Below are 20,742 nucleotides of genomic sequence, written 5' to 3'. Positions count from 1 at the left end.
CGGGCCCGGCGCTCCTGCAAAGGCGCCGGCGCCCGAGACGGCATTTCAGAAGACCGTGCTCTTCCTCAGGGAATCGATATCGGAGATGTACAGGTCCCTGATGTCCTTGATGTCCCATTTGAGCATGGCCAGCCTCTCGAAGCCGAATCCCCAGGCCATGACGGGGCATTTCACGCCGAACGGGGCGACGACCTCCGGCCTGAAGATGCCGGCGCCTCCCAGTTCGAGCCATTTCCCGTGGAAGAACACCTCGAGCTCCAGGGAGGGCTCGGTGTACGGGAAGTAGCTGGGCCTCACGTGGATCTGATCGAACCCCATCCTGGAATAGAACTCGCGGATGAGGGAGATCAGCATGTCCAGGCTGGCGTTCTCGTCGATCACGATGCCCTCGATCTGCGAGAACTCGGGCAGGTGGGTGGCGTCGATGGACTCCTTCCTGAAGATGCGCGAGATGGAGAACGCTTTCTGGGGCGCGTCGGGATGGGCCGCGATGTACCTTATGGAGCTCACGGTGCTGTGGGTCCTGAGCAGCGCCTGGGCCGCCTTCTCCTCGGACCAGGTCCCGCCCCAGCCCGTGGACCCGGTGCCGCCGCCGTTCTCATGGATGGCCTTGATCTTCTCCACCAGCGCCCTGTCGGTCAGGGGTATGGACGCAGGATGCTCCAGGAAGAAAGTGTCCTGCATATCGCGGGCCGGATGGTCCTGCGGGATGAACAGGGCGTCCATGTTCCAGAACGCGGGCTGGACGTACTCCGAGGACATCTCGGTGAACCCCATGTCGCAGAACAGCCGGCGAACCTCGTTGCCGAGGCGCGTCAGGGGGTTCTTCTTCGCGGCGTACACCGTCGGAGCGAGGGCCTGGACATCGTAGGAGCGGTAATCGACGTCCTTCCATTTCCCGCTCTGGATCAGCGTGTCGGTGACGTCGGCCACTTCCTCCCTGAGCTCGATGCCGGAGGCGGCGGCCTCCTTGCCCTCATCGGTAAGCGATATCTGCCTCCGGACGTCCTCAGTCTCGCGGATCATGCCCTTGCGGCCCTTGAGGTCCTTCACGGCCTTCGGGTCGGCCTCCGCCTCGGGGACGGGCGCTTTGAGCATCCTGGCTATGAGCTGCTCGTCGGGCATCGAGCTGCCGAGGGCGGCGCGGCCTGCGTCGGTGAGCTGCAGGGAGTTCTCCCCTGACCTGTCCATGACGGCCAGCTTCTTCTTCATGAGCCAGCCGACGGCGATCTTGTCCTCCCCGGGTATGGCGGAGGCCAGGTCGGCCAGGGTCATCCTCCCGCCGGCCGCCGAGATTGCCTCGAGCGCATGCCTCTCGGGAAGGTCCTTGGCGGACGCCTCCGGATCGGTGAGCTCGTAGAACTTCTCGCTGCTCTCCTTGATGGAGGCAAGCCCCTTGAAGGACAGCCTGGAGGCCGCTCCCATGGCCTCCACGCCGAGGGAGAACGCTCCGCCCCGGACAAGGTCCTCCGGCGCTGCGGAGCCTCCAGCCTTCGCAAGTGCCAGGAGCAGTTTCTTCTCGTTGTAGCTAAGACCATCGATTACTTCTTTCGCGACCATTATCTCACCATTTGAAGCCGCCGTAGGCCATTTTAGCGACGATCTCCTTGGCCTCCTCCCTCTTGGCCTGGTGGGCCTCGAGGAAGACGTTTATCTTCTGGGTCAGCGCGACCTTGCATTCGCCGCACAGGACCTCGCCGTTCCTGCACCTGCGCGCCATCTCCTCCAGTTTGGCGTCGTCATGCTCGAAGAGATAGAAGTTGTACTTGAACACGGCGCAGACATCGGGGTTCCCGCCCTTCTCGCGCTGCTCGTCGACGCTGACGCACCCGCCGGTGAACGCCCTGCCGACCTTCTTCTTGACCTGCTTGGGGGTATCGGTGGTGTATATGGTGGCCATCGGATCGGACGAGGACATCTTGTCCCCGCCGCTCAGGCTGGGGCACATCTTGCAGTAGAGCAGGCTGGGCTTGGGGAACCCGAGGCCGGGGGCGACGTCGCGGGTGACCCTGAAGTGCGGGTCCTGGTCGATGCCGGCGGGGATCAGGACCGGGGTCGGCCTGCCCTCGATGACGCTCGGCAGGAACGCGGGGGCGGACTCCAGCGCGGTGAAGAAGATCTTGCCGATGTTGGAGGACCCCTCGAAGCCGAAGACATCCTTGGCGGTGCTGAAGGTGACCTTCTTGGCCACCTGGAGGGCCAGCGGGTACAGGGTGCCGATGTTCTCGGTGTCCACGAGTATCTTGGTGCTGTCCGGGTCGAACCCCAGGGCGGCGAAGTCGAGGGCGTTCTCGTAGGCCATGCTGCGGGTGTCGTGCAGGGTGAGGTCCTTGAACAGGAACTTCTCGTCATCGGTCATCTGGAACAGCATCCTTACATGGAAGTTGTCCTGCACCCACTTGTTGAATATCCAGGGCATGATATGTCCCAGATGCGTGTTCCCCGACGGGCCTCTCCCGGTATAGAGCCAGAAGCGGTCCCCTTTGTCATAGGAGTCGAGGAGCGGGATCAGGTCGCGGTGCGAGTAGAAGATGCCGCGCCTGAGCATGAAATGGATGTCCCCGTAGCGTGCGATGCGGTCGAGCACCGTCTTGTCGACCGGAGAGGTACCGAACCTCTTCATCAGGACGCCGTAATCTATGTCGCCGGTCACCTCCCACGGGGTGACCTTGAAATCCTCGGCCATTGAAGACGGATAAGAGCGCCTGCAATTAATATTTGGGGCGCTGAGGCGTGCGAATGCCTATTAACGGCTTCGCGCATCAGAGCGGTATGTTCAGCATCCTTGGCGAGGAGGCCATGTACCTCGACATCGCCGAAACCTTCAGGAAGAGGATCACCGCGCTCGCCGGGGAAGGCGAGAAGGAGGATAAATTCAGGAAACTGATGTCCGCGGCCGACGTCCAGTTCAGGCTCAACGGGCAGACCGAGGAGAGCGACTTCATGCTGACCGTCCCGGATTCCTACACTCCCGAGGACATCCAGCTGATGGCCGATGTAATCCTGAAGGCCCTGAAGGACTTCGGAGGGCCGGCCGTCACCGTCGACAAGACGGAGCAGCAGTACAGGATCATCATCAGCAACAGCCATGAGCCCGAGATCATCGGCCTCAGGAAGACCAAAGGGATGTCATCCATGGAGGTCTTCAAGCCCATCATCAACGGATGGGCGGCTCCCGGGCGCGCCAACCCGAGCCTCTCCCGTTTCTACGACGATTGAAAGATAAAATCGAATGATTCCGCCCGGGCCGGATCTTCTTAGGCCCGGGCGGAAGAGAACAGGCCTCAGTCGGACCTGTAAGAGATATCGAGCTTGCTGATGTCCGACTCGTCCCTCTCGGGCGTCCCGGGGACGGTTTTCTTGTCCTTGCGGCTCTCGTTCTTCAGGTTGGCGAAGAGGGAGACAGGGATGAAGATCTTGTTCTTCTGCTCGATGTCCGCGACCACTCCGTCGGAAAGGGTGCGATAGTAGATCGCCGAGGTCAGCATGACCACGAAGAAGATGACGACCGCGGAGATTATGATGAACTGCAGGACGGAGCTGTAATCGTCGGTATTGTCGATCTTGTAGTAAACGTACAGCAGGACGGCGAGGACCGGGAGGGCCATCCTCTGGATGGTGGCCACGACGCCGTTGTACAGCCTGTACGGCTCGAAATCACTCTCGACCCTGGCATCCACGGTCTTGTAGATGCTGAAGGTCATGGTGATGATCGGGACGTAGAGGATGACGGTGAAGACCGAGAGCGATGCATCGGTGATGCTGTCGTCGGACGCCACCGGGTTCATGGAGAAATAGATCCAGACGAAGAGCCCGACGGCCATGGAGAGCATGGCGGTGGTGAACATGTCCTTCCAGGGGAACTTGAAGCTCTTGCTGAAGGTCAGCTCGATCCTCCTGGTGTCGATGTCCGGCGGGACGTTGAACATGAACGATACCACCCTGTCGCCCAGGCTGCGCTTGGCCTTGATGTTCATGTACCTGACCGAATGCAGGGTCCTGAAGAAGATCAGCTTCTGGATGGAGGCCACGACGACCGCCACTCCCACGGACCCCACGGCTATCTCAGCGATGAACAGCGCTACGGAACCGTAGCTGTGGACATCTATGGCTATCAGCACTCCCACGATGATGCCGACCATCACCAGGAAGAGCAGGTACGCCTTGTTTCCGCGCAGGAAGTTGTCCAGCATGTAATAGACGCCGACTAGGATGAACGGGGCCGCCAGGACCTAGACGGAGACGTACTTGTCGAATGTGCTGGCATATATGAAATACGACAGGGCCGCGAGGCTGGCCAGGAGGCTCAGCGCCCACAGGATCAGCACAGTGCGGTCGAACGAGCTGAGCTCGGTGACGCTGCTGGGGAGCGAATCCTCCCAGTATTTTACCTTCCTACCCTTCACGATCCTTGTCATTTCTTATCCGTCCATACTCTGACGGAGACCGTGGCCCTGTCGCCGGGGTACACACCCAGGAAGAGCGCCATATCGGTGTAGTCCTTGGTGTCGAACGGCCCCAGAGTGCCCTCGGTCATCCCCTCTTTATGGCCGGCTGAGGAGAAATCCCCATATGCCAGCGCTACGTCGACGGGCCTGTCGGATTCGACCGACACGCGGACCTTGCGGCCCTTCTTGACCCCGAACGGGATATGCAGGACGTTGTCATAGCCTGTACCGGTATCGCTCTGGAGATTGACCTCTCCGACGACCTTGCGGTCCAGCTGAAGCACCGTCTCGCTTTTCGAGAAGATTCCCATCGGTGCATGATTGCCGTCCAATGTAAAAAGGATTGCCCGATTTGCATCTTGACCGGCCTGCGCCCGAGATATATTGAACGGATGTCTGGGTCATTGCTTCGGGACATCGGCCAGGTCGGTGGAGTACTTCCACATCCTGGGATAATGCCCCGGTTCCATCAGCACACGGGTGATGTGCACGGCTATCCCCGAGTCGGCGGCCATGAGCTTCTCGGAGGAGAGCATCATCTTGCCGAGCGCCACCAGCTCGCCGCGGGCCGTCATGACGGCGACCAGCGCGTTCTTCCTGATCTCCGGGTCGAGCATGTGGACACCTTTGACGCTGAGGTCCGCCCCGTGGCACAGCGCGTCTACGGCGGTGGCCTTGGCGATGACCTTCGGGAGCGGGTCCACCAGGACCTCCATGGGCCTGATGATGCTCCTGAGCCATTCCCCGTGGCCGTCCTGCTGCCAGAATATGTACGCGTCGGTCAGGTCCTGGAGGGTGGCGGCGCCGTCCTCGGTCATCCTGCCCGAACGGGTCCTCCGGAGCTCGGTCATCGATGCCCCGCACAGCAGCAGGTCGCCGATGTCGGTGCACAGGGTGCGGACGTATGTCCCGGCGTCGCAGGAGATGCGGAACAGCACATCCCTTCCTTTGATATCCAGGACCTCCAGCTCCTTCACATTCCTGATGCGGAGCTGCCTCTTGACAGCGCTCCTGACCGGCGGAAGCTGGTATATCCTGCCGACGAACTTCGACATGACCCTGCGGATCTCCGCCTCGGGGCGGTCCGCGTGGAGCCTCATGAGGCACACGTACTCCTTGTCCGATGAGAGGACCACGTCCGTCAGGCGGACGGCCTTGCCGGTGCAGATAGGGAGTATGCCGGAAACATAAGGGTCCAGGGTGCCGCCGTGGCCGATCTTCTCGCAGTGGAGAGCCGATCTCGCCCAGGCGGTGGCCTGATGGGATGTCGGCCCGCGCGGCTTGTCGAGGGCGATGACGCCTGCTTCCAGAAGCTCACCTATGGTCCGGTCGGACGGGCGCTTGCCCCATTTGTCCGGGATCGCTTTCGCATCCTTGACCAGCATATCTCGGGCGCCCTCGCGGGCCCTGATAGCGTCGAGAATGATCCCGAGCTCCTGCTCAGGAGTGTACTCGGCGGTATCGAGGATGAGGTCGTAGACGCTCTTGTCCCCGATGTCGATGTTATAATACTTCATGTAGCGGGTGGCCTCCGACTTCTGACGGTCGATGGTCTCCTGCACCGCGGTCCCCATGTCCTTGTCCTCGCGCACCCCTATGCGCGACATGCGGACCTCGGGGCTCGCATCTAGATAGATGCGGAACGCCGGGATGCCGTTGCGCGTGAGCATGTATGCGGAAAGGCGGGATTCCAGAATGATGTCGGGGTTGGCACGGGCCGTCTCGACGATGCGCTCGTCGATGCCCGCGTCTATAGAGGGATCTTTCTCTGCCAGGGCCCCGAACTCCCCCAGCGTCATCCCCTTCTCCGCGGCCATCTGCCTGAAGACCTGGCCGAAGACGACCGCCCTGAGGCCGAGGGCCTCGGACAGCATGCCGCAGAGAGTGGTCTTCCCGGAACCGGGAGGACCGCTGATGGTTATCCTCATTCTTCAGACTCCAGCTGTCTCAGGCGCCTCTTCAGGAGTATGTAGGTCACAGCCTTGTTCTCGAGCTGCCCGATGGGCAGGCTGATCAGCGTGTAGACGATGATCCAGATCGGCATGAACCAGATGTAGTCAAGAAGGTTGGCGGTCCCCCACGGCATGACTATGTCGATGAGGTCATCGGGAACGGTGTTGTTCACGAAGAACCAGACCCAGGCATAGATGGGGATGACGACCAGCATGGTGATCGGCATGACCTTCATCATGTCGGTGCTCTGCTGCATCGACCCGGCCATGATCTTGGGCTGCTCCTCGGTGAGCTTCTTCATCTTGTAGAGGTTGTTCTCCAGCCTGGCCTTCCTCAGCTCGGAGTTGAACTCGGACTGGATATGCTGGTTCTTCGCCTGCTCGATGGGGTGCGAGAGCGCCGCCCTGATGGTGGTGGAGAGGGTGATCATAATGAGCCCTCCCAGCACCAGGGTGAGGACGGGGTACTTCCCGTCGAAATCGATGACGCTGAACACCACGTCCAGGGCCTCGCCGATCGCTGACCTGAACTGCACGACGACCATCATGATCAGCAGCGTGAACATCATAGCCAGCATGGTGCCTTTCGGCATCTGCGGCATGTCCTGCTGCATCTGACGCATCTGCTCAGGGCTTCCAGGGTTCGCCATTTACCTCAATCCTCCGATCCGAAGAACCCTCTCATCATGGGGTTCATCTCCATCATCTGCTCGCGGCCCAGCGCCTCGTAGAACCTGATGATGATACCGACGGTCAGCAGCAGACCTGTACCGGTCGCGTTGCCGACGGTGCCGATCATATCGGCCACGGCCGCCAGGAGACCTACGAGCGCTCCCGAGAGTACGGTGATGGTAGGGATGTACCTGTCCAGCACCCTCTTGAGGACACGCGGCTCGCGCCTGAATCCGGGGATCTGCATGCCGCTCCTCTGGATGTTCTTGGCCACGGACTCGGAACCGAGGTTGGTGGTCTCCACCCAGAACTTGGCGAACATTATGGAACCCAGGACCATCACGCCCACGTAGATGCCCACATGGCACAGGTTCTGCAGCACTGAGTGCCCGTTGCCGTAGCTGGACGGATTCAGGATCGGCAGCAGCCAATCGGTCAGACCCTGCGGCGTCGACAGATACCATGCCATACCTGCGGATGCAGTGGTGCTCCCGGACTCATAGTATCCGATGGAGTCGTTGGCACCGAGGAAGGGTATGCTGCTGAGGAAGCCGTTGGTGTAGAACAGCAGGCAGATCATGCTTATGTTCGCCAGCAGGGCGGACATCAGGATGACCGGGATGTTGCTCGAGTACATCAGCTTGATAGGGTACTTGCCTCTGGCACCCCTCGCATTGCCGTGCGATATGGGCAGTTCTATGCGGCTCGACTCCAGGTACACGACGACCAGGAATATCACGACGGTACCGACCAGCGCCACCATGGGGTTCGGCTGGCCCAGGAATATCGTCTCATACCCGCCGTTCATCATGTCGGACGAGTTCGTGTTCATCAGCACGTAGATCGCCTTGGGAATGGTTCCCGCGGGCGGGTTGCTCAGCGACGTCGCCGCGCTGTCGTCGACAGCGTACCAGTTGAGCGTTCCGGTGAATATCGCCTGTGCTACGCCTGCGGCGATGAACAGCGATATGCCGCTCCCGATGCCCCATTTGGATATCACCTCATCGAAGAGGAATATGAGATAGGAGCCGACGAAGAGCTGTAGTATGATCATGAGCTTGGAGCCCGCGCTCCCGAACATGTCCACGAACGTGTCCGAAGGGACGAGATATCCGTAGACCTGCGGGATGGCCTCCACGAAGATCATGATGATGACAAGGAGCTTCAGGACCGACTGATAGCATGCCTTGTCCTTTTTGTTGCTTAGGTCCAATTTGATGATCTTGGCACCAACGAAAAGCTGCATTATGATGGATGCAGTGACGATGGGGCCGATACCGAGCTGCAGGATGGTTCCCGAGGCTCCGGCCATGATGGTCCTGTACTGCGCGAATATATCCAGGGACTCGGTCTGATCGAGCCCCCAGATATAGACGTTGGACATCACGAAGTAAAGGACCAGGATGACAATGACCCACATCATCTTGGTCCTGAAGGCCACATGGCCCTCAGGACGTTTGACGGCGGGGAGCCTGTCCCCAAGGGGTTTCACCTTGTAGAGCAGGCTCGGTTGTTCATCATCCATTGGGACAACACACCCCGTATCACTCGGCGATGCTGCCGCCGGCGGCCTCGATCTTCTCTTTGGCCTTGGCGGACGCCTCTGCAACGGTCACATCGACAGCGATGTCGATGTTGCCGCTTCCCAGGAGCTTGTCGATGTGCGCGTCGGTGAGGTTGACGGTGTATTTCTCCCCATCCTTCTTGGCGAAGCCCTGCGCGATGAACGTGTCCATGCACTTCTTGAGCTCGGAGACGTTGATCGTGCTGTTCGCCTTCACGACGGACTGCGGCCTCTTGAAGCCGTGGCGTCCGAAGTGATCCCTGTCGTATTTGAGCATCCAGATCTTACCGGTCTTCCCGATGCCCGCGTTACCGCGGCCGCCGATGATACCGGCGCCGCGGCCGGATTTCTTGCCGCGGCCGTGGGTCCTGAGACCTCTGAATTTCTTTGTCCTGCTGGGCATTATTCCACCTCAGAGCATCCTCTTGACGAGGTCGTTGATCTTCTCTTTCCTGTCGCCCAGGGCCCCGCCGTTCTGGACGGAGCGCTTGTTGCCCTCGTATCCTCCGATGGGAGGGTGGAGGCGGATGACAGGCTTGAGGCCCTCGACATCCTTGAGCTTGTACTCATCGGCGGCGACAGCCTTGGCGAGGTCGTCGATGGTGGCGAACTCGGTCTTCTCCTTCACGTAGTCGTCGGTCAGGGCGACGTCGCCGGCGATCATCCCGCGCTCCCTGAGGAGGGCGGCGATGGTCTCGGCATCGGCCTTGCCGAAGGTGCAGAAGTCCTTGATCTTGTACAGCATCCCTTTGTAGCTGTCGGTCTCGGGGACAATGACGGCATGGTTGACCCTGTTAAGGCCCATCAGCCTCATAGTCTCCTTGATGTCGCGTGGAACGCTGACAGTCCCGACCACACGGATAACGATGTATGCCATCTTCACTCCTCCCTGTAGTCGCCGTCTCCGGCCTGGGTGCTGTCGCTGTTGGCGATCCCGATGGGGCCGGAAGCGATCTTGAGCTTCTCAGCCTGCTGCTCGGTGACCCTGATCTTCGCGGTCTGGCGGAGAGCGTCGAAGGTCGCCATGCAGTAGTTGACCTTGGTCTTGGTGTTGCCGGTGGCGAATCCCCAGGAGTCGTGGACACCGGCGATGGTGAGCAGGCTCTTGGCCACGTCGCCGACGGCCAGTCCGATACCGCGGGGAGCGGGGCGGAGGTAGACGGTGACGGAGCCGGAGCGTCCGATGACCTCGAAAGGCAGCGAGTGAACGGTTCCGCATCCGCATTCCCAGGACCCGCAGCCCCTCTTGATCTCGATGATGTTCAGCTTGGCGTTGTCGATGGCCTTCTTGATGGTAGGCCCGACCTCTTTCCCTTTGGCCCTGCCCATTCCGATGAACCCGTCGCCGTTGCCGACGATGCAGGTCACAGCGAACCTGACCCTCCTTCCGGAGTCGGTCATCCTCTGGACCATGTTCATGTCGATGACCTCGTCCTGGAGGTCGGGGAGCAGGATATCGACGATCTCGGCCTCGCGGAGAGGCAGCTTGGTGGCAAGGGCGTCGCTCATGGTCGTGATCTCGCCGTTTAGGACCATATGTCCCAGCCTGGTCTTGGGTATCCAGTCGACCATTTCACTCAGCCTCCAGTTTCTGTTTCATGCTTGCTACATCCGCTTCGATCTTGTCGTCGATGTGCTTTCCGTTGATCCTGTCCTCATCGGGGAACACGTCCTCGGAGGCGGGGACCTCGACTCCCGCATCGATGATTCCCTTCGCGACGGCGAAGAGGACTCCGCCGTGCTGGGGGTTCTGCATGCCGAGATCGAGCACTGCGTACTCGACGCCGGCCTTCTTGGCCTTCAGGCCGGCAGCGTACCCGACGAGGTAGGCGGCGGGGATGGAGGAGCAGGAGTGCTCCCATCCGAGGGCCTTGAACTGCTTGGTGTCGGCGGCTGCGATGATCTTGTCACCGGTCATCGTGAAGTCAGCGAACTGAACGGTGATGTTCTTGTTGGACCTCCTGACGACTGCACGGGTCTCATGGCTCGCGAGGAGCTTGCGGCGGGTGTAGTAGTTGGTGCGGCCCTCTCTTCTGCGGCGGAACGCCACGTTGTATCTAGGTCCGGTTGCCATCAGTTCTCCTCCTTCAGATTGCCGTCGATGACCATATGCTGCCTGAGGTTCCTGCGGGAAGTGTAGACTCCTCCCTTGGCCCTCCTGTAGTAAAGCCTGTAGACGGACGGGGTGATCTTGCCATCTGCCCTGAGCTGCTTGAGCTCGTCGCGGATGGGCCTGATGGTCTGGATCCAGACCTTCTTGTGGGGCGCCCTCGCATTGTGGGTTCCCTTCGTGCTTCCGGGCCCCTTCTTCTTGCCTTTGGCCTTCTGGGCCTGGGCGTGCCTTATCCTGCCCCTGGAGGTACCCTCCTTGGGCTTGGCCTTGATGGTGCCGGACGCGATAGCGGTGCGGATGTCGGAGCGGGTGATGCACTCGGCGACGTCGTCCTCCTTCTCGGGGTCGATCCAGACCCTGTGGATGCCGCACTTGAGTATCTCGGCGGCAAGCCTCTTCTGGTTGCTAAGGTCTGCCATTGATCACACCATCCTGTTTAGGACGCGGATACCGAGCTCTTTGGCACGGTCCTCGATCGCGACCCTCTTCTTCGTTCCGACGGTCCTTCCGATGCGGGCTGCCTGCTTCTTGGGATCGATCTTCTCGAGGTCCTCGGCGTTGTAGACCATGACCTCTTCGAATCCCGAGGGATGGAGGTCCCTGGCCTTGGCGGGTCCGCGGTAGCCGATCTCCACCATCGCAGGGCGCTTCTTGAACCTCCTGCGCATCTTGGAGTGGATTCCGCGGGGCTTCCTCCACATCTCGCCGAGCATCTTGTATCTGTACCACTCCTGCCTCTTGAAAGCAGGGCGCTTGCCGCTGATGACGGCCCTCTGCGCGAGCGCCTCGACGGTCTCGTCGTCGAGCTCGGGCTTGGGCTGGACCGCGTAGGCATTTGCCTCCACGACCTCTGCGGCCTCTTCTTCCTTGGCCTCCTTCTTCGCGGGGGCCTTGACTTCCTCGCCGGCGAACGCGGCCTGCCATTTCTCGATGGTCTTGGGGCCGACGCCGGTGAGCGCCTTGATGATCTCCTTGGACTTCTCTTCGTCGCTGACAGCATCCTTCAGCTGGTCAACGGTGGTGATCCCGATCGACGAGAGCTCTTCAGTGTTCTTGTCGGAGAATCCCGGAAGGTCCTTGAACTCCTTTACGGTCATTCTTTCACCTTGTGCGACTTGCCGGTAATGTAGATACCGTCCTCGAAGACCCTCTTGTCGAAGCCTCCCCTCATGGTGGACTTCTCCATGTTGGCCGCGGTCTGGCCGACGTCCTCGATGGAGATGCCGGTGACAGTGATGTCCTGTCCGCTGATCTTCACCTTGGAGTCGCCGACGATGACGGCGTAACGGGGGGCGTGCCCTCCCATGTAGTTGTTGACCTCGACCCTCTTCTCTTTGTCGTTGACGGTCACTTTCATAGGGAAGTGGGAGAACACGACCTTGAGGTGGTAGGTGAACCCGACGGTGACGCCCTTGATCATGTTCTTGATGTGGGCGGCGTAGGTTCCGACCATGGCCTTGTCCTTGATCCTCGGGTATTCACAGCTGACTGTGACTTTCCCGTCCGCAACGACGACATTCACGCGGGGGTGCGAGAAGTTTCTGCTCAGTTCACCTTTGGGCCCTTTGGCCGTCAAGGTGTTCCCGTCCAGAGAGACGGTGACCCCATCGGGTATGGCGATGTGGCTTTCGATTATCCCTGCAACTGTCATCTTTGTTCCTCAGTACACGTATGCAAGCAGTTTTCCGCCGATGCCGAGTTCTTTGGCTTTGTCCTGGGCGACGACGCCGTCGGTGGTGGTGAAGATGAGGACCCCGAAATCCTGGGCGGGGAGGTACCTCGCCTCATAGGTCTCGATGTCCGCGACTTTCACGGAATACCTGGGCTTTATGACACCGCAGTTGTTGATGGCTCCTTTGAGCTGGACGCGGAACTTGCCCGCTTTGCCGTCCTCGACGAACTCGAACTGGTTGATGTATCCGTAGTCCTGCATGACTTTGAGCACGCGGCCGATCAGCTTCGAGGAGGGTGCGATGATGCACTCCGCCTTTCCGTTGACCGATGCATTCTTTATGACGCACATTGCGTCGTTGAGTGGATCGCTCTGCATTCATGTCACCTCACGAATATTTCTTGAAGCCCAGCTCCGGGGCCATGTCTCTGAAGCACTGGCGGCACAGGTGCATCCCGTACCTCCTTATAATACCGCGCCTGCGGCCGCAGCGGTCGCATCCGACCTGCCTGCCGTACTGTTTCTTGGGCTTCATTCGATCACCTGGACATTGTACTTGTCTTTCATGAACTGGATGGCCTCGTCCCTTCCGACGCGGTGCTCCTTGGGGATGGACTTCCTGAGGAGAGCCCTCCTCTCGACGCGCTCTCCGCCTTTCCTGCGGATGACCACGTTGACATCCATTCCGAAGATCCCGATCTCGGGGTCGTACTTCATGCCGTCGAAGTCGGTGTAATCGGAGATACCGAAGGACATGTTGCCCTCCTTGTCGAAGGAGTACTCGTACACGCGGTTCTCCCTGATGCTCAGGGCGCGGGCGAGGAACTTCTCGGCGTTCTCTCCCCTGAGGGTGACCTTGCATCCGAGGGGCATGCCCTCACGGATGCCGAGGTCCCTGTTGACGGTCTTGGAGAGGGTCTGGACAGACTTCTGCCCGGTGACCATCTCGAGGACCTTCTGGGCCTTGACGAGCTTCTCGCCGGCCTCGCCGACGCCGATGTTGACGGAGATCTTCGATATGCGGAGGTCCCTCATGACGTTCTCGCTCATTCGGAAGCCTCCGGAAGAACGATCTCGGTCTTGCCGGTGCCGATGACGAACACGTTGTCCTTGACGGTCTCGGTCTTGCTCTCGAAGGTGACGGTGGCGGCGGCGGTCGCGGACCCGTCCTTGACGGACGCGATGGTCTCGACCTTTCCGGCGTGGCGTCCGTTGATGACGAGCACGACGGCGTTGACATCGTAGGGGTAGACTGCGAGGACCTCGTTGCCCTCGAAGGTCATCTTGAGGGTGTCCCCGGTCTTGTACTTGTTCTCGCTGATGAGGATGTTCCTCCCGGAGGACAGGTTGACCTGGAGCTTGCCTCCGGCGACCTTGTTCTTGCCCTCGACCCTGAACAGGGACCACTTGGTGTCCTCCTCGGAGATGGGGACGGCGGTGAGCTTCCCCTTGCCGGTGAGGAGCATCCTGTAGTTCGCGTTCAGCTTCGGGATGCTGACGGTGTCCATGATCCCGACGGGCGCTTTGGCGTCCTTGACCTTCTTGCCGTTGACGATGAGGTCGCGGTCGGCGATCATCCTCTTGGCCTCTTTGGCGGTGTCCGCGACACCGAGCATGTCCCTGAGGAGCATGCCGGCAGGGACGGACTCGTCCACGGAGTGCGCTCCGGGCCTCTGCTTGGCCGCCCAGACGTGGGTCTTCTTGGGGATGGCCCAGGTCCTGGGCATAGCCAGTCTCTTCATGTGGTCGCTCATTCTGCTGCCTCCTTGTTGTCGAGGATCTTGGACCTGAGGGGATCCTCGAGGTTCAGTTTGACTATGACGAGGTTCGAGGCGTGGACCGGGCGGGCGACGGCGGTCCCGTCTGCCTGCTTGATGGTCACTCCGTCGATCGAGACGCGTCCGGTCTTGGTGAAGACCTCGACGACCTTTCCCTCGGTCCCTTTGATGTCCTCGTCTCCGCGGACGATCGCGACGGTGTCGCCTTCGCAGACCCTCGCGGTGCGCCTGCCGTACTTCTCCGCGAGCTCATCGCTGAGATGGGCGGAGAGCATTTTCCTCTTAGTGTGCGCAGGGGCGTTGGCCTGAGCCTTCCTCTGCACCCTTGCTTTGCTGCTAACCATGTCCATTGCCTCACACGATGGTGCTCGCGGTCGCTGCGATCCTGGGCCACCTGTCGGCGGCCTCCCTGGCGACGGGGCCCTTGATGTCGGTTCCCTTGGTCTCTCCGGTGTCGGTCACGAGAACGGCCGCGTTGTCCTCGAAGAAGATCATCGTGCCGTCGGGGCGCCTGTAGGGGCGCTTCTGGCGGACGATGACGGCGAAGACGATCTGCCTCCTCATGGCGGGGGTCCCTTTCTTGACGGAGGCGATGACGAAGTCGCCGACTCCGGCCTTGGGGATCCTCCTGCTGACGCCGTGGTAGCTGGGAACGGTGATGATGGAGATGACCTTGGCTCCGGTGTTGTCGATGACCGTGAGCTCGGTCTCCTGCTGCACTCCCCTGATCTGGTGTCCTGCGATTCCCTTCATCTCAGTCCCTCTTCTCGATCACGACGTACGAAACGGTCTTGGAGATGGGGCGGCACTCCATGATCCTCACGGAGTCGCCCGCTTTGAGCCCGAGGCAGGCGGGCGCGTGGGCCGCGTACCTTGCGGACTTCTTCATGTACCTCTCGTACTTCTCGTCTTTCTTGAGGTAGTCGCGCTTCACGATGACGGTTGAGTTCATCTTCACGCTTGCGACCACTCCGTCGATGACCTGTCCCCTCACGGAAAGGGTTCCGTGGAAGGGGCAGCACGGGTCGCTGCACTCGCCCTGCGGTGCTTTGACCTCGATGCCGATGTTCCTGATTTCTGCTGTCATTTTTCTCACCTAACCTTCTTCATCCTGTCTTCGGGTCGGTGAAGGAGTTTGCTTCCTTCGATGTCTATCTGCTCGTTGTTGTACATGAACCTGAACTCGTTCCCCGACTTGGGGACCATTCTCTCAGTTCCGGCCGATTCAATGGTGAACGTGTTCTTCGTCTCGTCGACCACTCTTCCGGATATACCGGAGAACGGCGCTGACAGCACACTCACGTCGAGGCCTATGAGTTCGGATCTCATGAATTCGGTGCGATTCATCTGCTTACCTTACTTCGGTGCGGAATCCCATCTCTTCCAGGACGGCCTTGACCTTTTTCTTGTGGTCGCCCTGGAGTTCGATGCGCCCGTCCTTGCAGGTGCCGCCGGCCGCGCAGCGGCTCTTGAGAGTCTTCGCGAGGTCGTTGATGTCGATGTCGTTGCCGTCGATGCCGTCGATGACGGTGACGGTCTTACCGTATCTGCGGCTGTCAATCGATATCCTGACGCTCTGCTGTTCGCGTGCGATCTCCTCGCACATGCAGAGCTCTTTCGGCAGGCCGCACTTCGGGCAGATCTCAGACATCAGAGCTTCTCCTCCTCCTTCTGGACGGTCAGGATGCGGGCGATGCTGAGCCTGAGGGAGCGGATGATGCCGGGGCTCGAGGGAGCGCCTCCCATAGCGGAGACACCCCTCTCGTGCATGAGCTCGTTCCTGAGCTCCTTCAGTTTCTCGTTGCGCTCTTCAGCGGACATCTTCCTGATGTCGGCGACCTTGAGTGCTGCCATGGTCACTGCGCCTCCTCAGCGGGCGCGGCCTCGGCAGGCTCTGCTCCCTCGGCGGGGGCGGCCTGCGCGGCGACGGCGTTCGGGCCGAACAGGTCGGGCAGCTTCTGGGCGGCCTCGTCCTTTCCGGCGACAGCGATCTCGGCGGGGAGCTTCGCGGTGTTCTGCATGATCTCCACGGTGACTCCGATGATTCCCATCTTGAGCTTGGCGACCGCGTATCCGTGGTCGACGAACTGGATCTTGGGCTCACCGCAGTATTTGATGGAGCCTTCCTTGAACTTCTCGGTCCTGTGCCTCTGTCCGCTCAGCTTCCCTGCGACGATGATGTAGCATCCGCGGGCGCCGGCGTCCATGACCCTCCTGAGGGTCGCGTGGCCTGCGCGCCTGAAGTGCCATCCCCTCTCGAGGGAGAAGGCGAGCTTCTCAGCCATGATCTGAGCGTTGAGGGAGACGTCCTTGACCTCCTCGACCTCGATCTGGGGGTTCTCGAACCCGAACCTGTCCTCGATGACGGTGGTCAGGTTCTTGATCGTCTGGCCGCGGCGGCCGATGACGAGCCCGGGCCTCTCGGTGGAGAGGATGATGCGGGTCCCCATGGGGGTCCTCTGGACGTCGAGGCCGCCGAATCCCGCGCGGGAGACCTCTTTCATGAGGTACTCCTTGAGCAGGACCCTGCGGACGTTCTCGGCGACGAATTTCCTTTCTGATGCCATTTCACTCAACCTCCGAGAGGATGATCTCGATGTTCGCGGTCTCCTGGTTCCACTGGGTGGCGCGTCCCTGCGCCCTGGGCCTGTGCCCGGGGATGACCTGTCCGCGGGAGATGGAGATCGTGGAGATCTCCATGGATGCGGAGTCGAGTCCCTTGTAGTCGGCGTTGGAGGCCGCGCTCTCCAGAGCGGCGAGTATGGCCTTGGACGCTTTGACCGGATACCTTCCGGGCCCGACGTTCGCCTTGTGGGAGACACGCTTGTTGTATCTCCTCAGGGGAACGGGGACCTCTTTGGCGATGACGCCCTCCAGGGTCTTCCTGGCCTCGGGGACCTTCATCCCCCTGATCAGACCCGCGACCTCGCGGGCGAACTTGGGGGAGATGGGCTGCTCCTTGGACAGGGCCTTGGCGGTGGTGTCGGGGTCCGAAACAGTTGTGTAGCCTTTGTTTGTAGCCATGATTCGACACCTCACTTCAGCGGCATGAACTTGGAGGACCTGGTCGCACCGACTCCGGGTCCGGAGTGCTGCGGCATCTTCCTGTTGATCACAAACTCGCCGAGGTTGCATCCGATCATCTCGGGCTTGATGTCGACGTTGACGAACTGGTGGCCGTCGTATACAGCGACGGTCTTCCCGACGAACGAGGGGAGGATGGGCAGGTCCCTGCGGTGGGTCCTGACGACTCCGTTGTTCTCGCCGGACAGCTTGTCGTAGACGATCTGCTGTTCGTAGTTCAGCCCGCGGAGGTAGGTCCTCCTCGCCCTGGACGGCAGGAGCTCGAGGACCTGGTCGAAGGGCATGGACTGGAGCTGTTCAAGGGTGTATCCCCTGAACATGAACTCCTTCTTCCTCCTCGCCTGGATCGCGGATGCCTTCTTCCTCAGTTTTCTCCTGGAAGATTTCGCGGATCCCATGATTTTCTTTGCCATTTAGGTCACTTCCTCTTGATCTTCTTCTTGGGCGCGATGAATCCAGCCTTCTGGCCGGGAGGCGCGGTCCTGCCGTGGCAGTTGGGTCCTCCGACATGCGGGTGGCTTCCTCCGCCGTTCGGGTGGTCGACCGCGTTCATCGCGACACCGCTCGTCTTCTTGTTCGCAACAGACCTGGACCTGAGGGTCAGGTAGTTCTTACCGGCCTTGGCGAGGGGCTTGTCGGTCCTTCCGCCTCCGGCGACGACCCCGACGACTGCGCGGCAGTTGGGGTCGAATTCCTTCAGCTCTCCGGACGGCATGGTCAGGACGACGGTCTTCCCGCGGCTGACGACGAGCGCGGAGGTTCCGGCGGTCTTGACGAACTTGCCTCCGTCGAGGGGCTGTCCCTCGACGTTGTGGACGAGGGTTCCCTCGGGGATGTTGCCGAGAGCGAGGATGTTCCCGACATCGGCGTCCTTGGTGCCGATGTATATCTTCTGACCGACCTTGGTTCCCTCGACGGCGAGCTGGTAGCTCTTCTTGCCGCCGAAGTCCACGACGGCCAGGGGGCTGGTCCTTCCGGGGGCCTGGATAAGGTCCTTGATGGTTCCTTCCGCCTGGGCGTAGTGGGGGATCCTGATGTCGTCGACATGCCTGTGGGAGGGGGAGCGCATGTGGTCGCTGCCCGAGCCTCTCCTCTGCGGAATCAGTCTTTTTCCCATGATCTCACCTCAGAACACTCCGACCCTCGTGCCGACATCCTCTGCAGAGTAGCCCTCCGCGAGCTTGATGATGGCATGCTTGCCGTCTTTCTGGATTCTGGTCCAGACCTTCTCGACCTTGACCTCGAAGTACTCTTCGAAGGCGGTCTTGATGTCTGCCTTGTCAGCGTCCCTGTTGACCAGGAACTCGATCTTGTTGCCGTCCTTGAACTTCTGGATGGGAGTCCCGTTCATGAGGTTGAGGGACTTCTCGGTCACGTACGGCTTGATGAGCACATCGCTCTGCTTCATTCGGTCCACTCTCCGATCTTCTCGATTGCGGATTTGGTGTAGACGGTGAGCCTTCCGGCGTCTCCTCCGGGAGCGAGCAGGCTGGTGTTCAGGGTGCTGATCTCCTCGACATCCACACCGGGCAGGTTGCCGGCGCCGGAGAAGACGGCGGCCTTCCTGTCCTTATCAGATATTACTATAAGGACGGAGACAGGGGTCCTGTACTTCCTGTTCCTCATCTTTCCCTTTCCGGCGCGGATCTTGGTCCCGTCCTTCGCGCGGTCGACATCGTATCCGATCCCGATGGCGTCGAAGAGCTGCCTGACCTCCGCAGCGGTCTTGACCTCGTTGAGGGCGTCGTCGACCACGATGGGGAAGGAGACCTTGTCATCGAAGACGTGTCCGCGGGCCTTCACGCACTCCGCGTTGGCGGTTGCGGCGAGGGCGGAGAGGCGGGCCATCTTGAGCTCCTTCCTGTTGACCTTCTGGGTCCAGATCTTCTCGACTTTCGGCGGGTGGGCCCTGCGTCCCGAGATGTTGTTAGGGGACTGGGTTGCCCTCCTTCCGTCGTGGAGCCTCTGGACGCGGGCGACACCGCGTCCCTTGCCCCAGGTGCTGACGGAGTGCCTCATTCCGGACATCTTGTTGGGTCCGTAGGGCTGCCTTCCGTTGGCTGCCGCGGCAAGGATCGCTTTCTTGATGAGGTCGGGCCTGTACTCGGAGGCGAACGCCGCGGGCACATCGACGGTTCCGGCGACCTCTCCCTTCACGGAATAAACGTTGGTTGTGGTCATTCGAATCACGCTCCCTGCTGGGACTGGGTGGACACGAAGGTTACCTCGGCGGCGCTGGTGTCGGCCTTGGCGGGCACGCGGGTGCCGTCCCTGAACCTGATGAGCCTCTTCGCGGGACCGGGAACGGATCCGTGGACGAGGACGTAGGTGCTCCTGACCTCTCCGTAGTTGACGAAGCCTCCCTGGGGGTTGACCTCTTTACCGTCGGTTCCGACCTTGATGATCTTCTTGTTCAGCTCGGTCCTCTGGTGGTATCCCATCTGACCGGCCAGGGGCACGGTGCTCCTGACGTATCCGGGCCTCTTGGGTCCGAGGTTGGCGACACCGCGGCGGTGCTTGCTGTTCTTGTGGGACAGCAGCTTGATTCCCCACCTCTTGGTGGCTCCCTGGAATCCCTTTCCGGTGGTGATGGCGATGACGTCGATGAAGGCGCCCTCGGCGGCGAAATCGGTCACGGGGACCTCTTTGCCGAGAATGCTCTTCGCGTAATCGACGCGCTCCTGCACGGACTTGCCTCCGCCGATCCTGAGCTCCATCAGGTCGGGGACCTTCTTGGGCACGCCGGACACGAGCTTGGGCTGGGTGTAGGCGAGGACGCGGACGTCCTCGATGTCGAGGCCGTCGAACTTGGAGTAGTCGGGCTCTCCTTTCTTGGGCACATTGACCCTCCTGTTCAGGAGAGGGTCGATGTCCGCTTCCTTGGCCCAGACCTCGCCGGCAGTCTTCAGGCCGAGAATGGTGTTCTCGTAGAACCTGACGGCGGCGATCTTCATGGGCGGGACCTCGATGACGGTCACGGGCACCTGGACCTCCATGCCGGAGGTGGTGCTCTTCGCGCGTTTGTCGACGACGAACGCGTGGGTCATCCCGGCCTTGTAGCCGGCGAATCCCTGTATCTTGGGCGCGCCGGAGATCTCGGGCCAGCTGTCCAGCCTGGGCATCTGCGACTTTGCTCTCTTCCTAGGGCCGTATGCCCTGGAACCCTTTGTTGGGCGTCTTGTTTGCGGCATATTTCCACATACCTGCGAGGGTATCTTCGCTAACCTCGCGATTCATCAGACGAACGCCTTCGTGAACCGACCGTGACGCCGTATCCATCTCGAAAAACGTCGTTTTCCGACATGAAATGAACGATGGGTTGCTTCTGCATTGCCCGATACGTCTGGTCGGCACAGAGTGCTCAATCTGAGGGGTGCTAGCAACATCGCATATAAAAAGGTGGCCCCCGCTTTCTTATTAATACAATCGCGCGGGAACTAATGCGGGAAGGGGTTTGGC

Annotated in this window: 33 protein-coding genes; 1 reads left to right on the top strand and 32 read right to left on the bottom strand. The window is 60.7% G+C overall.

The features are described from left to right. Positions 1-45 precede the first annotated feature (45 nt). Complete coding sequence (locus O8W32_07015; protein WII08916.1) at positions 46-1,560, bottom strand: phenylalanine--tRNA ligase subunit alpha; 1,515 nt, start codon at positions 1,558-1,560, stop codon at positions 46-48. A gap of 4 nt (positions 1,561-1,564) precedes the next feature. Next, on the bottom strand, positions 1,565-2,686 hold the full coding sequence (locus O8W32_07010) for a tryptophan--tRNA ligase (protein WII08915.1): 1,122 nt from the start codon (positions 2,684-2,686) through the stop codon (positions 1,565-1,567). Positions 2,687-2,772: 86 nt separating this feature from the next. Between O8W32_07010 and O8W32_07005 the strand changes: the two genes are divergently transcribed. Next, the gene (locus O8W32_07005; protein ID WII08914.1) at positions 2,773-3,219 is read left to right on the top strand and encodes a hypothetical protein; all 447 of its coding nucleotides are present in this window, start codon (positions 2,773-2,775) and stop codon (positions 3,217-3,219) included. A gap of 65 nt (positions 3,220-3,284) precedes the next feature. Here O8W32_07005 and O8W32_07000 read toward each other — a convergent pair whose 3' ends face one another. The 30 genes from O8W32_07000 to O8W32_06855 form a co-directional block, all read right to left on the bottom strand. Continuing rightward, positions 3,285-4,193, bottom strand: a complete 909-nt coding sequence (locus tag O8W32_07000) for an oxidoreductase (protein ID WII08913.1) — start codon at positions 4,191-4,193, stop codon at positions 3,285-3,287. Between the two features lie 39 nt (positions 4,194-4,232). Further along, positions 4,233-4,418: a hypothetical protein gene (locus O8W32_06995; protein WII08912.1), complete on the bottom strand. Its 186-nt coding sequence runs from the start codon at positions 4,416-4,418 to the stop codon at positions 4,233-4,235. Continuing rightward, entirely contained in the window at positions 4,415-4,759 is a 345-nt protein-coding gene (locus O8W32_06990; protein ID WII08911.1) for a hypothetical protein, read from the bottom strand. Before O8W32_06990 ends, O8W32_06995 begins: the two co-directional genes overlap by 4 nt. A 90-nt stretch (positions 4,760-4,849) precedes the next feature. Further along, positions 4,850-6,376 (bottom strand): RNA-guided pseudouridylation complex pseudouridine synthase subunit Cbf5, encoded by a 1,527-nt coding sequence (locus O8W32_06985; GenBank protein WII08910.1) that lies wholly within the window; start codon positions 6,374-6,376, stop codon positions 4,850-4,852. Beyond that, positions 6,373-7,050 carry an EMC3/TMCO1 family protein gene (locus O8W32_06980; protein WII08909.1) on the bottom strand — a complete coding sequence of 226 codons (678 nt, stop codon included), beginning with the start codon at positions 7,048-7,050 and terminating at the stop codon, positions 6,373-6,375. Before O8W32_06980 ends, O8W32_06985 begins: the two co-directional genes overlap by 4 nt. 5 nt (positions 7,051-7,055) lie before the next feature. Continuing rightward, a complete protein-coding gene (gene secY, locus O8W32_06975; protein WII08908.1) occupies positions 7,056-8,597 on the bottom strand; it encodes a preprotein translocase subunit SecY in 1,542 nt (513 codons plus the stop codon). 19 nt (positions 8,598-8,616) lie between these two features. Continuing rightward, positions 8,617-9,039 (bottom strand): uL15 family ribosomal protein, encoded by a 423-nt coding sequence (locus tag O8W32_06970; GenBank protein WII08907.1) that lies wholly within the window; start codon positions 9,037-9,039, stop codon positions 8,617-8,619. A gap of 9 nt (positions 9,040-9,048) precedes the next feature. Continuing rightward, positions 9,049-9,513, bottom strand: coding sequence for a 50S ribosomal protein L30 (locus O8W32_06965; protein WII08906.1), 465 nt, complete (start codon positions 9,511-9,513; stop codon positions 9,049-9,051). A gap of 2 nt (positions 9,514-9,515) precedes the next feature. Then, positions 9,516-10,208, bottom strand: a complete 693-nt coding sequence (locus O8W32_06960; GenBank protein ID WII08905.1) for a 30S ribosomal protein S5 — start codon at positions 10,206-10,208, stop codon at positions 9,516-9,518. Position 10,209: 1 nt separating this feature from the next. Beyond that, complete coding sequence (locus O8W32_06955; protein ID WII08904.1) at positions 10,210-10,710, bottom strand: 50S ribosomal protein L18; 501 nt, start codon at positions 10,708-10,710, stop codon at positions 10,210-10,212. Next, a complete protein-coding gene (locus O8W32_06950) occupies positions 10,710-11,168 on the bottom strand; it encodes a 50S ribosomal protein L19e (GenBank protein ID WII08903.1) in 459 nt (152 codons plus the stop codon). The genes O8W32_06955 and O8W32_06950 overlap by 1 nt, the downstream gene beginning before the upstream one ends. A 3-nt stretch (positions 11,169-11,171) precedes the next feature. Further along, complete coding sequence (locus O8W32_06945; protein WII08902.1) at positions 11,172-11,846, bottom strand: 50S ribosomal protein L32e; 675 nt, start codon at positions 11,844-11,846, stop codon at positions 11,172-11,174. Then, on the bottom strand, positions 11,843-12,400 hold the full coding sequence (locus O8W32_06940; protein ID WII08901.1) for a 50S ribosomal protein L6: 558 nt from the start codon (positions 12,398-12,400) through the stop codon (positions 11,843-11,845). The genes O8W32_06945 and O8W32_06940 overlap by 4 nt, the downstream gene beginning before the upstream one ends. Before the next feature lie 9 nt (positions 12,401-12,409). Then, on the bottom strand, positions 12,410-12,799 hold the full coding sequence (locus tag O8W32_06935) for a 30S ribosomal protein S8 (protein WII08900.1): 390 nt from the start codon (positions 12,797-12,799) through the stop codon (positions 12,410-12,412). 10 nt (positions 12,800-12,809) lie between these two features. After that, positions 12,810-12,956, bottom strand: coding sequence for a 30S ribosomal protein S14 (locus O8W32_06930; protein WII08899.1), 147 nt, complete (start codon positions 12,954-12,956; stop codon positions 12,810-12,812). After that, the gene (locus O8W32_06925) at positions 12,953-13,471 is read right to left on the bottom strand and encodes a 50S ribosomal protein L5 (GenBank protein ID WII08898.1); all 519 of its coding nucleotides are present in this window, start codon (positions 13,469-13,471) and stop codon (positions 12,953-12,955) included. Before O8W32_06925 ends, O8W32_06930 begins: the two co-directional genes overlap by 4 nt. Beyond that, the gene (locus O8W32_06920; protein WII08897.1) at positions 13,468-14,175 is read right to left on the bottom strand and encodes a 30S ribosomal protein S4e; all 708 of its coding nucleotides are present in this window, start codon (positions 14,173-14,175) and stop codon (positions 13,468-13,470) included. The genes O8W32_06925 and O8W32_06920 overlap by 4 nt, the downstream gene beginning before the upstream one ends. Further along, positions 14,172-14,543 carry a 50S ribosomal protein L24 gene (rplX, locus tag O8W32_06915; protein ID WII08896.1) on the bottom strand — a complete coding sequence of 124 codons (372 nt, stop codon included), beginning with the start codon at positions 14,541-14,543 and terminating at the stop codon, positions 14,172-14,174. The genes O8W32_06920 and rplX overlap by 4 nt, the downstream gene beginning before the upstream one ends. A gap of 10 nt (positions 14,544-14,553) precedes the next feature. Continuing rightward, the gene (locus O8W32_06910) at positions 14,554-14,952 is read right to left on the bottom strand and encodes a 50S ribosomal protein L14 (GenBank protein WII08895.1); all 399 of its coding nucleotides are present in this window, start codon (positions 14,950-14,952) and stop codon (positions 14,554-14,556) included. 1 nt (position 14,953) lies between these two features. Beyond that, positions 14,954-15,286: a 30S ribosomal protein S17 gene (locus O8W32_06905; protein WII08894.1), complete on the bottom strand. Its 333-nt coding sequence runs from the start codon at positions 15,284-15,286 to the stop codon at positions 14,954-14,956. Between the two features lie 5 nt (positions 15,287-15,291). Next, a complete protein-coding gene (locus tag O8W32_06900) occupies positions 15,292-15,546 on the bottom strand; it encodes a ribonuclease P protein subunit (GenBank protein WII08893.1) in 255 nt (84 codons plus the stop codon). Between the two features lie 4 nt (positions 15,547-15,550). Beyond that, positions 15,551-15,850: a stress response translation initiation inhibitor YciH gene (gene yciH / locus O8W32_06895; GenBank protein ID WII08892.1), complete on the bottom strand. Its 300-nt coding sequence runs from the start codon at positions 15,848-15,850 to the stop codon at positions 15,551-15,553. Then, the gene (rpmC, locus tag O8W32_06890) at positions 15,850-16,053 is read right to left on the bottom strand and encodes a 50S ribosomal protein L29 (protein WII08891.1); all 204 of its coding nucleotides are present in this window, start codon (positions 16,051-16,053) and stop codon (positions 15,850-15,852) included. The genes yciH and rpmC overlap by 1 nt, the downstream gene beginning before the upstream one ends. A 2-nt stretch (positions 16,054-16,055) precedes the next feature. Further along, on the bottom strand, positions 16,056-16,766 hold the full coding sequence (locus O8W32_06885) for a 30S ribosomal protein S3 (protein ID WII08890.1): 711 nt from the start codon (positions 16,764-16,766) through the stop codon (positions 16,056-16,058). Between the two features lies 1 nt (position 16,767). Continuing rightward, positions 16,768-17,223: a 50S ribosomal protein L22 gene (locus tag O8W32_06880; GenBank protein WII08889.1), complete on the bottom strand. Its 456-nt coding sequence runs from the start codon at positions 17,221-17,223 to the stop codon at positions 16,768-16,770. Positions 17,224-17,234: 11 nt separating this feature from the next. After that, positions 17,235-17,696, bottom strand: a complete 462-nt coding sequence (locus tag O8W32_06875) for a 30S ribosomal protein S19 (GenBank protein ID WII08888.1) — start codon at positions 17,694-17,696, stop codon at positions 17,235-17,237. Between the two features lie 5 nt (positions 17,697-17,701). Beyond that, the gene (locus O8W32_06870; protein WII08887.1) at positions 17,702-18,400 is read right to left on the bottom strand and encodes a 50S ribosomal protein L2; all 699 of its coding nucleotides are present in this window, start codon (positions 18,398-18,400) and stop codon (positions 17,702-17,704) included. A gap of 9 nt (positions 18,401-18,409) precedes the next feature. After that, positions 18,410-18,691, bottom strand: coding sequence for a 50S ribosomal protein L23 (rplW, locus tag O8W32_06865; GenBank protein ID WII08886.1), 282 nt, complete (start codon positions 18,689-18,691; stop codon positions 18,410-18,412). Further along, a complete protein-coding gene (gene rpl4p / locus O8W32_06860) occupies positions 18,688-19,464 on the bottom strand; it encodes a 50S ribosomal protein L4 (GenBank protein ID WII08885.1) in 777 nt (258 codons plus the stop codon). The genes rplW and rpl4p overlap by 4 nt, the downstream gene beginning before the upstream one ends. 5 nt (positions 19,465-19,469) lie before the next feature. Further along, positions 19,470-20,474 (bottom strand): 50S ribosomal protein L3, encoded by a 1,005-nt coding sequence (locus O8W32_06855; GenBank protein WII08884.1) that lies wholly within the window; start codon positions 20,472-20,474, stop codon positions 19,470-19,472. Between the last annotated feature and the right edge of the window lie 268 nt (positions 20,475-20,742).

The sequence above is a fragment of the Methanomassiliicoccales archaeon LGM-DZ1 genome (assembly GCA_030168595.1).
In the GTDB taxonomy this organism is placed as follows: Archaea; Thermoplasmatota; Thermoplasmata; order Methanomassiliicoccales; family Methanomethylophilaceae; genus Methanomethylophilus.
This window is presented reverse-complemented; position numbering and strand designations above follow the sequence as displayed.